Annotated in this window: 12 protein-coding genes; 10 read left to right on the top strand and 2 right to left on the bottom strand. The window is 35.7% G+C overall.

The features are described from left to right. Window positions 1-3 precede the first annotated feature (3 nt). A complete protein-coding gene (locus tag EG342_RS13050; RefSeq protein ID WP_103294047.1) occupies window positions 4-2,418 on the top strand; it encodes a TonB-dependent receptor in 2,415 nt (804 codons plus the stop codon). 296 nt (window positions 2,419-2,714) lie between these two features. Here the strand turns inward: EG342_RS13050 and EG342_RS13045 are convergent, their stop codons facing one another. Continuing rightward, the gene (locus EG342_RS13045; protein WP_103294046.1) at window positions 2,715-4,985 is read right to left on the bottom strand and encodes a polyribonucleotide nucleotidyltransferase; all 2,271 of its coding nucleotides are present in this window, start codon (window positions 4,983-4,985) and stop codon (window positions 2,715-2,717) included. Window positions 4,986-5,432: 447 nt separating this feature from the next. Between EG342_RS13045 and EG342_RS13040 the strand changes: the two genes are divergently transcribed. Continuing rightward, window positions 5,433-6,845: a sugar MFS transporter gene (locus tag EG342_RS13040; RefSeq protein ID WP_246008618.1), complete on the top strand. Its 1,413-nt coding sequence runs from the start codon at window positions 5,433-5,435 to the stop codon at window positions 6,843-6,845. 426 nt (window positions 6,846-7,271) lie between these two features. Then, window positions 7,272-7,637, top strand: a complete 366-nt coding sequence (locus EG342_RS13035) for a DUF4260 domain-containing protein (RefSeq protein ID WP_103294044.1) — start codon at window positions 7,272-7,274, stop codon at window positions 7,635-7,637. Between the two features lie 213 nt (window positions 7,638-7,850). On the opposite strand, the gene rpsO is transcribed toward EG342_RS13035, so the two are convergent. After that, on the bottom strand, window positions 7,851-8,120 hold the full coding sequence (gene rpsO, locus EG342_RS13030; protein WP_045494446.1) for a 30S ribosomal protein S15: 270 nt from the start codon (window positions 8,118-8,120) through the stop codon (window positions 7,851-7,853). Window positions 8,121-8,293: 173 nt separating this feature from the next. Here rpsO and EG342_RS13025 point away from each other — a divergent pair, with 173 nt between their 5' ends. The 7 genes from EG342_RS13025 to EG342_RS13015 all read left to right on the top strand — a co-directional run bounded on the left by EG342_RS13025 (window position 8,294) and on the right by EG342_RS13015 (window position 12,374). Next, window positions 8,294-8,842, top strand: coding sequence for a pyruvate decarboxylase (locus EG342_RS13025; protein WP_103294043.1), 549 nt, complete (start codon window positions 8,294-8,296; stop codon window positions 8,840-8,842). 446 nt (window positions 8,843-9,288) lie between these two features. Further along, complete coding sequence (locus EG342_RS25175) at window positions 9,289-9,432, top strand: bacteriocin-like protein (protein ID WP_164465181.1); 144 nt, start codon at window positions 9,289-9,291, stop codon at window positions 9,430-9,432. Window positions 9,433-9,466: 34 nt separating this feature from the next. Then, entirely contained in the window at window positions 9,467-9,607 is a 141-nt protein-coding gene (locus EG342_RS25170) for a bacteriocin-like protein (RefSeq protein WP_164465180.1), read from the top strand. 165 nt (window positions 9,608-9,772) lie between these two features. Further along, complete coding sequence (locus EG342_RS25780) at window positions 9,773-9,916, top strand: bacteriocin-like protein (protein ID WP_407919919.1); 144 nt, start codon at window positions 9,773-9,775, stop codon at window positions 9,914-9,916. Between the two features lie 34 nt (window positions 9,917-9,950). After that, a complete protein-coding gene (locus tag EG342_RS25165; protein ID WP_164465179.1) occupies window positions 9,951-10,124 on the top strand; it encodes a hypothetical protein in 174 nt (57 codons plus the stop codon). Between the two features lie 163 nt (window positions 10,125-10,287). Further along, complete coding sequence (mgtE, locus tag EG342_RS13020; RefSeq protein WP_103294042.1) at window positions 10,288-11,610, top strand: magnesium transporter; 1,323 nt, start codon at window positions 10,288-10,290, stop codon at window positions 11,608-11,610. A 26-nt stretch (window positions 11,611-11,636) separates the two neighbouring features. Beyond that, window positions 11,637-12,374, top strand: a complete 738-nt coding sequence (locus EG342_RS13015; RefSeq protein ID WP_103294041.1) for an ABC transporter substrate-binding protein — start codon at window positions 11,637-11,639, stop codon at window positions 12,372-12,374. Window positions 12,375-12,578 lie beyond the last annotated feature (204 nt).

Below are 12,578 nucleotides of genomic sequence, written 5' to 3'. Positions count from 1 at the left end.
GCTATGATCCGAATATTCTCACTTCTATTGATCTGGTTGCTGATTTTTTTCAGCAGTACGTTTTCCGCCCAGACTACACAGAATTATTCATTGTCCGGAAATATAAGTTCCGGCAAAGCAGAACAGATGGAGATCAACCTTCTGGACGCCAATAACCAATTGATCAAAACAGAAATTCCAGATCCGAACGGAAAGTTCAGTTTTAATGATCTTAAAGGAGGAATATACCAGGTAAAGATCAGTAAAAACGGTTCTGAACTCTATCAATCAGATCGTATCTCTTTATCTGAGAACACAACGCTTCCAGCTATTGACGTAAATATAAAATCCATTGAAGGCGTCACGATCACCAAGACAAAACCTTTGATTGAAAGACAGGACGGTAAAATGATCATGAACGTCGAAAACAGTATTGCCAGTACGGGAAATTCTGCTTTTGAAGTACTGGAGAAAGCTCCGGGAGTCAATATTGATAACAATGATAATATCAGTCTTCGTGGTAAGGGTAATCTTCTGATCCAGATTGATGGTAAAAACACACCTATGACCGGCAGTGACCTTGCCAATTATCTTAAAGGAATTCCTTCGTCAACCATTGAAAAGATAGAATTTATTACCAATCCTTCATCAAAATACGATGCAGCAGGCTCTTCTATCATTAATATCAGGCTTAAAAAAGAACAGAGAAAAGGTACCAATGGTAGTATTTCGACTTCTTTAGGAAGCGGAAAATATATAAAAAATAATAATAGCTTTAGCATCAATCACAGAACTAAAAAGTTAAATATATTCGGAAATTACAGCTTTGCGTACAGGGAAGCTTATAACGGGTTGGTTCTGGACAGAAATTTTTATGAGGGTAATAATTTTATAAAGGCTTATATCCAGGATAATTATCTGAAGTTCAAATTCAACAATCATATTGCAAAAGCCGGTATGGATTATTATCTGAATGATAAAAATGTACTGGGCTTTTCTGTAGGTTTTGTTTCGAACAAATTTAATCTCAACGGGAATAATTCAAACACAACATTAGGAAGTAATTACCTCCCTGAAAGTACATTCAACACTCAGAATACCTCCAATGACAACTGGACTAATGTCTCTGTAAATCTCAATCATAAATATACACTCGATTCGTTAGGCTCTGAAATATCTACCGATTTTGATTATATTAATTATTCAAACTCTTCTTTACAAAATTTCAACACCAAGACGCATGATATAGCCAGTGGGCAGGATAATCTCGATATACAGAGAGGGGACCTGAACGGAAAACTCAATATCTATTCTTTAAAATCAGATCTTACAAAAAATTTCAAAAACGAATGGAAGCTGGAAAGTGGAATTAAGACAAGCTTTGTGAAGACAGATAACGATCAGAAATTCTTCAATGAAAGCTCAGGAGTTTCTATTCCTGATGTCACCAAAACCAATCATTTTATTTATGAAGAAAACATCAATGCTGTCTACGGAAATGTTTCTAAAAAATGGGATAAATTTAAAGCTACAGCAGGCTTAAGGGTTGAAAACACTAATGTAAAAGGAACTCAACTTGCGACTAATCAGGTCAATAAAAGAAATTACACCCAGTTATTTCCAAGTGCTGTTTTTGCCTATGATCTAACGGAGAAAAGCAATCTGGAAATCAATCTCAGCAGAAGAATTACAAGACCCAGCTATAATCAGCTGAATCCTTTTAAACTTTATCTTGACCCAACCACTTTCAGAGCAGGAAATCCCGATCTGAATCCACAAACCACGATGAATTATGAATTAACGTACAGCCTGAGCAATAAATATTTTGCTACTTTAAGCTACAGCAGAACATCCGATAACATCACCGATATCATTAAACCGGTCATAGAAGACGGCCAAAATGTAACTGTACAGACCTTTGAAAACCTGAATTCCGCCTCCTATTTTGGTGTATACCTGATTGCCCCCGTAAAGGTTACCAAATGGTGGGATATGAACAACAGTGCCAACTTCTACTACGGCTCATACACAGGAAATGTTTCCGGAACCCAGATCAATAATAAAGGAAATTTTACATTTAATATCAACAGTATTAATTCCTTTAAATTAGGAAATGGCTTCACTGCTGAAGTTACCGGAAATTATAAGGCAAGGGAAGTCTATGCCTATCTGAATATGAGCCCCAACTGGTATCTGAATATCGGAGCACAAAAGAAATTCAAAAATAACAGCATTCTGAAATTTTCTTTCACGGATGTATTCTTTACCAGTAACATTAAAGGGCAAACCATTTATAACAATTATTTAGAAAACTTTGCAGTGAAAAGAGATACCCGTGTGGTAACGCTTTCCTACACTTATAATTTTGGTTCTTCTAAAAACGGGCAACCAAGAAAAACCGGAGGTGCGGAGGATCTTAAACAGCGGGTAGGAAGCTAGGCCACGTTGGAAAACGCAATGTCGCAAAGAAGATATGAGAAATAACGTTTTAAGACGCAAGGATTTTATCTGCGATAAAATTAATTATGAATACATTCTCTCGCTGATCTTGCTGATTACGCTGATCTATAATATGGTAACATAAAACAGTTCTGTTGTTATTGCGAGTAAAGTGAAGCAATCTCAATCTCAATTTTAATATAAGTATAAACCTTATACCTTCGGTTCGCAATGGCATAAAAACAAAAAAAAATCCCTCAAAGTTGAGGGATTTCTGTATATCTTAAGAATACATCTTATGCTTCAGTAGAAGGTTCCTGGTTTTCAGCAGGTCTTTCACCTTGTGGTCTATCCTGTCCTTCCGGTCTTCTCTGACCCTCAGGTCTACCTTGTCCTTCAGGTCTTCTTTGTCCTTCTGGTCTTCCTTGTCCTTCCGGTCTCTCAGGTCTTGGAGGTCTTGGTAAAAGAACTTTACGGGAAAGCTTCATTTTCTTACGATCATCATAACCCATAAATTTAACTTCTACTTCGTCGCCTTCAGCATAAGGAACTTTGTCTAAACGAGCCCACTCAATTTCTGAAATGTGAAGAAGACCTTCTGTTCCTTTAGCAATAGCTACGAAAGCTCCGAAGTCCATTACTTTCACTACTTTACCTTTGTAAACTTCACCTACAACCGGTACGAAAGTAATCTCGTTGATCTTAGCAACAGCAGCATTGATTTTCTCTCTGTCTGTTCCTGCAATCTCGATACGACCAATCTCACCAACTTCTTCAATAGCAATAACCGTATCTGTATCTTTCTGCATCTGCTGAATGATTTTTCCTCCAGGTCCGATTACAGCACCAATGAAATCTTTAGAGATCTCCATTACCACCATTTTCGGAGCGTGAGGTTTCACATCTGCTCTTGGTTCAGAAATAGTTTCTGTAATTTTATTTAAAATATGTAATCTTCCGTCTTTAGCCTGCATCAAAGCTTTTTCCATGATATCCATAGAAAGTCCCTGGATTTTAATATCCATCTGACAAGCTGTGATACCATCTGCAGTACCTGTTACTTTAAAGTCCATGTCTCCAAGGTGATCTTCATCTCCTAAGATATCAGAAAGTACTGTAAATTTACCTGATTTTGCATCTGTAATCAATCCCATTGCAATACCGGAAACAGGTTTTGTAATCTTAACCCCGGCATCCATTAATGCCAATGTTCCTGCACAAACTGTTGCCATTGAAGACGAACCGTTTGATTCTAAAATATCGGAAACAATTCTGATAGTATATGGGTTTTCTTCAGGAATAACTGCCTGTAATGCTCTTTGAGCAAGGTTTCCGTGTCCTACTTCTCTTCTTGAAGTACCTCTTAAAGGTCTTGCTTCACCTGTTGAGAATGGAGGGAAGTTATAGTGTAGGAAGAATTTTTCGTCATGCTGAGAAATAACGCTGTCTACCATGTTTGCATCTTTCACAGAACCTAAAGTTACTGCTGTTAAAGATTGAGTTTCACCTCTTGTAAACACTGCTGAACCGTGAGCTCCCGGAAGGTAATCAATTTCTGACCAGATCGGACGGATCGTCTGAGGATCACGACCATCAAGACGGATATTGTCTTCAAGGATCATCTGACGCATTGCTTCTTTTTCTACGTCGTGGTAATACACTTTTACGAAAGGAGTTACTCTTTCTAATTCTTCTGCATCTTCAGCATATTGAGCAAGAAATTCTTCACGAAGTGCTTTGAATTTTTCTCCTCTCTCTTCTTTACCAGATGGCGTTCTTGCCACTTCATATACTTTATCGTAAGTTTCTTTCCAAACTTTTTCACGAATTTCTTCATCGTGATTTTCATGAGAGTATTCTCTTTTAGGGAAAGCCTTACCTACTTTTTCTGCTAATCTCTCCTGAGCTTCAATTTGCTTTTTAATTTCAGCATGACCAAAATTAATAGCTTCTAACATTTCCTGCTCAGAAATCTCCTTCATCTCTCCTTCTACCATTACGATTGAGTCTTTAGTAGCTCCAACCATAATATCCAGTTCAGAACTTTTCAGTTCTTCATAACTTGGATTGATAGAAAGTTTTCCGTCAAATCTTACAACTCTTACTTCAGACATAGGTCCGTTGAAAGGAATATCAGTAATTGCAATAGCTGCAGAAGCTGCCAAACCTGCTAAATCATCAGGAATAGTTTTTCCGTCATAAGAAATTAGGGAAATCATTACCTGAACTTCAGCATGGAAATCTTCAGGGAAAAGCGGACGTAGAACTCTGTCTACCAAACGCATTGTTAAAATTTCCTGATCTGAAGGTCTTGCTTCTCTACGGAAGAAATTTCCAGGAATTCTTCCACCTGCATAGAATTTTTCTCTATAATCTACTGTTAATGGTAAAAAATCTACACCAGGATTTGCTTCTTTATTGGCTACAACAGTTGCTAAAAGCATTGTTCCACCCATTTTTACTACCACAGATCCATCAGCCTGCTTAGCCAATTTCCCTGTTTCAATAGTGATTTCTCTGCCATCAGCAAGAGTAATCAATTCTGTAAACGCTTGAGGTATACTCATAAATTTGTCTTCTTAATACTCCGTATTGAGTATGAATTAATATTTAAACTCTTTAAATTTTCGTTTGCAAAGGTACTAATAATAATGATATATTAGATTTTTTCACTTGCATAAATAGGCGCTCAAAATACAAAATTTTGGCTATCAGTTTCATTAAAGATTCAAAAATTTGCATCAGTAATCAAAACTTATTTCTTATTTGAGAAAACAAAAACCATCATTTCTAAAAATATTATATTGAAAAATCCTCTCATTTTTGTATTATTGTCTCAAAAAATGAAAATAATATTTTGATCCGGTAAAAAGTATACATCTCATTATAAAAATCATTAAAATAATTGCAAAAACAGGGGTTGATTCCTATATTTGCCCTACTTCAGAAAATACAATGCTGTAGCAAAAAAAGATAAGGAATTTTTTATCCTTACCACAGATAAATAAATGTTTATGAATAAAGAAGTACAACCACAGAGCAGGAATTATACGGTTCCGTTGATTACCATCACCCTGCTTTTTTTTATGTGGGGATTCATTACTTGTATGAATGATATCCTGATCCCCTATCTGAAACAACTTTTCAAACTCACCTTCTTCGAATCCATGTTGGTACAGTTCTGTTTCTTCGGAGCGTATTTTATCGGATCGTTGATTTATTTTCTGATTTCTATTTCTAAAGGTGACCCCATTAATAAAGTGGGATACAAAAAAGGAATTCTGTTTGGAATCGGTTTAGCAGCATTAGGCTGTATCCTGTTTTACCCGGCAGCAACATTCTCTTATTATCCTTTATTTCTGGGAGCTTTATTTATTTTAGGATTAGGATTTACAGTGTTACAAATTACTGCCAATGCTTATGTTTCTTTGCTTGGTTCAGAAGATTCTGCATCCAGCCGTTTAAATATGACCCAAGCGTTCAATGCTTTCGGAACAACGATTGCGCCAGTGTTGGGTGGACACTTAATTTTCGAACTATTTTCTGAGCCGGACGGAACATTCAGTGCAGTTGCCACCAGAATACCCTATTTAATTTTTGCTGCTATCCTTTTATTAGTAGGATTATTAATTTCAAGAGTAAAACTTCCTTCCTTTCAGACGGAAACCGAAGAAACCGTACAGGGCTGGGGGGCTTTAAAATTCAACCACTTAAAATTTGGAGTTTTTGCAATGTTTTGTTACGTAGGGGGTGAAGTAGCTGTAGGAAGTTTCATCATCAGTTTCCTTGAAGAAACTATGAAATTCAATGAAACCATCAGTAAAAATTACCTTTCCTTGTATTGGGGTGGAGCGATGATCGGTCGTTTCTTAGGAGCAATTTCTTTAAATCACTCCATTAGCCAGGCTAAAAAAGCAATCTTCATGCTAGGTACTGCAACATTAGTATTCCTAGTCATCTTCAGTATTGTTAACCTTAGCTTTGAGCAAATCAGCTTCTTCTTAGTATTTATATTATTGAATTTTGCAGCATTTTTTGTAGGTAAAGCAGCTCCGGCAAGAACACTTTCTATCTTTGCTGCCATCAATGTCATTTTATTAATTTCTACGATGGTTAACCACGGTGAAATGGCCATGTACAGTGTTTTAGGAATCGGAATTTTCAATTCAATCATGTTCTCCAACATTTATACGCTGGCAATTTCAGGATTAGGAAAATATACAAGCCAAGGTTCATCCCTAGTCGTTATGGCTATTTTGGGAGGTGCTATTGTTCCTATTTTCCAGGGGCTTTTAGCGGATCAGTTTGGAGTGCAGCATTCATTTATTATTCCGGTCTTCTGCTATCTGGTTATTCTGATTTTCGGAGCTTACTGCACCAAATACCTTTCCCATGTGGAAAGCACAGAGGCCAAATCAGGGCATTAAATAAAACAACATACAATATAAACAGAAGGCTTTCTCATATGGGAAAGCCTTTTTCCTGATCATCACCCAAACATGGAGCATAAAATTAGAGTAAAGTTTTTCTAAAACGCAAAGGCAAAATTCAATACAATTATTGATAAGGAAGCCAAGAAAGCAATAAAGTCGCTGATGGAGCTATATGTTTATGCAATAGCTTAGGAAAAATCAATGCAATTGATTCCATCTTTGCCTCTTTTAAAATATAGGACTATACATATAAATCTTCGTGAAATTTAAACTGCTTGAAAACAAATAACATTTTTTCCTCCAGGTTTTACACTGGAGCATTTATTCACTATCTGAATAAAAATTATTCGTAAAATTATAATGTAACTTTCAGTAAGAACATTCTACTTATTATAGTACCACTCAAACCTATTTATTACAATGAAAATACAGTTAAAGCTTGAATATGCAGCATTTCTATTGTTAGGACTCTATGCTTTTGCACAAACGGGATATTCATGGTGGTGGTTTACCGGACTTTTCCTTGCACCGGATATTTCCATGTTGGGATATACGGTTAATAATAAAGTGGGCGCTTTTTTCTACAATCTCTTCCATCATTTCGGAGTGGCTATTATCGTTTATTTTACAGGAACTGCTCTATCTCTACCTTATTTGCAAATGATTGGAGCGATCTTATTTTCTCACTCTGCTTTTGATAGAATATTGGGGTATGGACTGAAATATCCGGATAGTTTTCAGAATACGCATTTGGGGAAGATTGGGAAAAAAGCCGACAAACTATAATTACAAACTGTTTACAACCACTCCGTCAAAAAATTAAAAATTTTTGCCACCTCTCCGGAGAAGGGGAATATGCAGTTATCCAGCTGTAATATTGATGCATAGTACTATTTTTAAGCATCAAAAAACTTTTGTGGCTTTGTCAGAAAAGAAATGTATAACAACAAAAAAGCAACCCCTTTCGAAGTTGCTTTTTATTTTGAAAATCTTTACAGATTATTTTCTTAATCCTAATGCAGCAATAATTGCTCTATATCTTGCGATATCTTTTTTCTTAAGATAATCTAGTAAACTTTTTCTCTTACCTACCAATTTCACTAGAGATCTCTCTGTGTTGAAATCGTGACGGTTAGCCTTTAGGTGTTGAGATAAGTGATTAATTCTGAAAGTGAAAAGAGCGATTTGTCCTTCTGCGCTTCCTGTGTCTTGTGCAGATTTTCCATGTTGTGCGAAAATTTCCTGCTTTTTGTCTGTTGTTAAGTACATTCCAATATTGTTTAATGATTATTATGTAACGGGTGCAAAATTACGACTATTTTTTGATTCTGCAAACATTATTGATTTCATAAATCAAAATTGATAGAAAAAAATGTTAAAAATTTCTTAATTAATTTGATGAAATCCAACGAAAAGGCAGTAATTTTGCATTGGAATTACAAATGAGAAAAATTATATTCTTTACAGCCCTTATTACTTTCTTATCAGTGAGCTTTATTTCGGTAAAAGCACAGAAAAATGCTGATGATAAAATAAGAAAAGTTCTATACTTCAATCCCGAGGTAGAGCCTGATATTGATGAAATAAAGGAGCCTACCAATAATGCTTTTTTCAGTGCTGTTTCCGACAACTTCAGCGGAAGAAAAAACAAAATGCTCCGGGCAGAAGTTCAGGTTCCTTTTGACAGTATCGACAAACAAACGATCGTGGACTACTGCGTCAACAACGATGCTGATTTTGCTATTGTTTCCAAAGTAAGATATTTTAAGGTAGGTCTGGGCAAATATGTCTTTTCCAACCAGGTTGTTGTCAGCATGAAACTTTTCGGAGCAGATGGAAATCTGGTAACCGAAACCGACCATGATACGTACCGAAAAAACATGCGACTGCTGGGTTCTACTGTCAATTCTGTAAAAATAGGAACTGAGGGAGCGATAAAAGGGATTATCAAGCAATTGAGAAAACTGAAGCCTACCGAAGCTGAACTTTAAATTAAAACCTAACCTTCTCTAGCTTTTTGCATCTTTCCTTACTATTCAAAATTATCTATGAATCTCAATCCAATTGATTCATAGTACTTCTTCTCCGTTATTCGCAGACGTTATCGTGTAAAATATATCTGGCTTTCTGAAAACCGGACTCGTTTTATTAGCTTAATTTCATATTCAATTATCAGGAAAAGCACAGATTAAAAAAACTGAGCCAAGACAGCCAGAAACTGATTTTGGAATTACCAAAGAGGTCTTCAAAAGTGTAATTATTCTTTTGAATGTCCGGATCTCTACTATTCTTTACTTTTTAATTAATTGCTTTCCACCAGAACTACCTATTATTAAAAACACACTATAAATAACTGTATTTCAATTAAATATTTTCACCAAATAAGGAATAATTAAAAAATATTTACTATTTTAGTCTTACATTAAATCTAAATCTTATGAAAAATTTAAAGAAACTCAGCAGAAACGCCGCTAAACAGATCAATGGAGGAGCGGTTCCAAAGTGTGGTGAAAATATACCTTGTACCATCGGATGGTGCTGCCAAGGCATATGCAGTCCTCAGAGATGTAGAATTGATTAACATAAACCTTTTAAAGCATTAAAATCCAGATCTTATGAAAAATCTAAAGAAGCTCAGCAGAGAGGCAACAAAACAAATTAAAGGTGGAGGATTCCGCAGATGCAGTGAAACAGATCCTTGTACAGTGGGATATTGCTGTGACGGGATGTGTAAAGAATTTATCTGTATAGAATAAAACCTATCAATATTAGCAAATAACACCTGTTTTAGCAGGTGTATTTTTTTAACACAAATTAAAATAATTCAATATAACACTGATAATCAATTAAATATTTTCACTAAATAAGGAATAATTAAAAAATATTTATTATTTTAGTCAAACATTAAAATCTAAACTACTATGAAAAATTTAAAAAAACTCAGCAGAGAAGCTTCTAAGCAAATTAAGGGTGCAGGACCAAAAAAATGTACAGAACACACACAATGTATCTACGGAATGTGCTGTAAAGGTGTTTGTATGGAATATGCATGTATAGAGGATTAAAATCATATTACCTTAATTATTAAAATCAATTGCTATGAAAACTTCAAATTTCAAAAAACTGAACAGAGCAGAGCAAAAAGGAATTAAAGGGAGCCTGCAAATGAAAAAATGCAGAAATACTTATCCTAAATGTGATTCCGGTGAATGTTGTACCGGAGGATTCTGCCTACCCTCTCCTATTACAGAATGTGAGCCTATTTTTGATTAATAGACATACATAAATTTTAAAATTTAATTTTTGAACATCCGTCCCGGCGGGTGTTTTTTGCTTTATTGGAAAGCCTTACACTTTAATTAATCCTTAAATTTCCCAGTTTACTGGCCAGTCTTAAAAATTTGAATTATTTTTGCATATCCTAAAATTTCACGTATTGAACTCTAGAGACGAACTTATCTTCAACCCTGCCGACATTGCCGAAACCCTCAGCGAACTTCCAGCTGACGAGAGGCTGCTCGCATTCCTGAAAGTTCCGAAGGAGTATAAAGCGGAAGTTTTTTCTCACCTTGATCCGGATTTTCAGGAAGATACCATCAGAAGCATTGGAAGTGATGATGTTTCTGAAATTCTGAATGCAATGACTCCGGATGACAGGACTGCCCTGTTTGAGGACTTTCCGGATGAGCTTATTAAGTACTCGATCAATCATCTTAATCCGCAGGAAAGAAGGATTGCTTTAAAACTTTTGGGTTACAATTCAGATTCTATTGCCCGTCTGATGACTCCTTATTATATCCAGATCCGTAAGGAATGGACGGTAAAAAAATGTCTTCAGCAAATTAAAAAGGTAGGAAGAAGAGTGGAAACCATGAACTACCTGTACGTAGTTGATGAAAGAAATCGCCTGATTGATGACCTTGCGATCGGAACTTTACTTCTTGAAGAAGAAGATACGTTGGTTTCTGATATTACAGACAATCACTTCGTTGCCATCACTACAACAACGTCCAAAGAGGATGCGGTAACGTATTTCGAAAAGTATGACCGTGGTGCTCTTCCCATTATTACGGAAGCCGGTGTTCTGGTAGGAATTGTAACAATCGATGACATCCTGGATCAGATTGAGCAACAAAATACGGAAGATATCCAGAAATTTGGGGGATTGGAAGCATTAGACCTTCCCTATACTCAAACTTCATGGACTGAAATGATCAAGAAAAGGGCTACCTGGCTGATCATTCTTTTTGTTTCGGAAATGTTGACAGCTTCAGCGATGGGGTATTTTGATAAGGAAATTGAGAAGGCAGTTGTTTTAGCCTTATTTGTTCCTCTTATTATTTCCAGTGGTGGAAACTCAGGTTCACAGGCGGCTACTCTTATTATCCGTGCGATGGCTCTTCAGGAAATCAGTTTAAAAGACTGGTGGTATGTGATGAGAAAGGAAATTATCTCAGGACTATGTCTGGGTGCTATTTTGGGAATCATTGGTTTTATCAGAATTATGTTGTGGCAAAAAATAGGTCTTTTTGATTATGGACAATATTGGGCCTATGTAGGTTTGAGTGTTTCTGTTTCCCTGATTGCCATTGTATTATGGGGTACCCTATCCGGATCTATGATTCCATTTGTTTTAAAGAAATTAAAACTTGACCCTGCAACTTCTTCGGCTCCATTTGTAGCTACTTTAGTTGATGTAACGGGACTTATCATTTATTTTACGGTAGCCGGACTTTTCTTAACCGGAAAACTTTTGTAATTTTAGGCATCATCTAACATGCCAATATGAAAATCGTTTCTCTTGTACCCTCTATTACCGAGGCTTTATTTGACTTAGGATTAACTGAACATGAAATCGTCGGCAGAACAAAATTCTGTATTCATCCACACGATAAGATAAAAAATGTACCCATCATCGGGGGAACAAAGAATATTAATATTGAAAAAATAAAAGCTCTACAACCTGATCTTATTCTTGCCAACAAAGAAGAAAATGTAAAGGAACAGGTGGAAGCCTTAATGGATGACTTCAAGGTAATGGTCACCAACGTTGAAACGGTTGAAGATAATTATTACCTGCTCAAAAACCTTGGAAAACTTTTAGGTAAGGAAGAAAGAGCTCAGCTTTTCAATCTTAAAATTTATGATGTACTCAATCAGGCAAAGTTAGAAACGAGTGTTAAAGCGGCATATCTTATCTGGAAAAATCCGTACATGACTATTGGATCCGATACTTTCATTCATAAAATTTTATCAGAAATTGGTTTCGAAAATATTTTTAAAGATAAAACCCGATATCCTATCATTACACCGGAAGACCTTGCAGCAGCAGATGTCATTATGCTTTCTTCTGAACCTTTTCCTTTTAAAGAAAAACATATTGAGGAACTGAAAGTTTTTTATCCTGATAAAAAGATTATGATTGTGGATGGTGAGGCCTTTTCCTGGTATGGAACTCATATTGCGAAATGCGAAAATTACTTCAAAGAATTACTGATAGAAATACATTCTGTGCAAATCTGATATTTTTAACCACAAAAAGATTCAAAAGCTATTTTAACACTTAAGTTATTTTTAAGTGGCTACTAACTGTTTGAAAAGTGCACGTAAGGTTTTGAAAATCTCGGGTTTTCTTATTATTTTAAAGATTTGATACTTCTTTTAAGAAAAGACTTTACTGGAAATTCATTTGTCTTTTTGCTCATTTTTTGGTACATTGAAGTCTAA

The sequence above is a fragment of the Chryseobacterium lactis genome, assembly GCF_003815875.1.
Taxonomy (GTDB): Bacteria; Bacteroidota; Bacteroidia; order Flavobacteriales; family Weeksellaceae; genus Chryseobacterium; species Chryseobacterium lactis.
The sequence above is the reverse complement of the archived record's forward strand: the minus strand, read 5'-3'. Positions and strand labels throughout refer to the sequence as shown.

Excerpts from the sequence above, each read along its gene's own strand:
- EG342_RS13035 (WP_103294044.1), top strand. The coding sequence starts at position 7,272 with ATGAAAATACAGTTAAAGCTTGAATATGCAGCATTTCTATTGTTAGGA.
- EG342_RS13040 (WP_246008618.1), top strand. The coding sequence starts at position 5,433 with ATGAATAAAGAAGTACAACCACAGAGCAGGAATTATACGGTTCCGTTG.
- rpsO (WP_045494446.1), bottom strand. The coding sequence starts at position 8,120 with ATGTACTTAACAACAGACAAAAAGCAGGAAATTTTCGCACAACATGGA.
- EG342_RS25780 (WP_407919919.1), top strand. The coding sequence starts at position 9,773 with ATGAAAAATTTAAAAAAACTCAGCAGAGAAGCTTCTAAGCAAATTAAG.
- EG342_RS25175 (WP_164465181.1), top strand. The coding sequence starts at position 9,289 with ATGAAAAATTTAAAGAAACTCAGCAGAAACGCCGCTAAACAGATCAAT.
- EG342_RS13025 (WP_103294043.1), top strand. The coding sequence starts at position 8,294 with ATGAGAAAAATTATATTCTTTACAGCCCTTATTACTTTCTTATCAGTG.
- EG342_RS13015 (WP_103294041.1), top strand. The coding sequence starts at position 11,637 with ATGAAAATCGTTTCTCTTGTACCCTCTATTACCGAGGCTTTATTTGAC.
- EG342_RS25165 (WP_164465179.1), top strand. The coding sequence starts at position 9,951 with ATGAAAACTTCAAATTTCAAAAAACTGAACAGAGCAGAGCAAAAAGGA.
- EG342_RS13050 (WP_103294047.1), top strand. The coding sequence starts at position 4 with ATGATCCGAATATTCTCACTTCTATTGATCTGGTTGCTGATTTTTTTC.
- EG342_RS25170 (WP_164465180.1), top strand. The coding sequence starts at position 9,467 with ATGAAAAATCTAAAGAAGCTCAGCAGAGAGGCAACAAAACAAATTAAA.
- EG342_RS13045 (WP_103294046.1), bottom strand. The coding sequence starts at position 4,985 with ATGAGTATACCTCAAGCGTTTACAGAATTGATTACTCTTGCTGATGGC.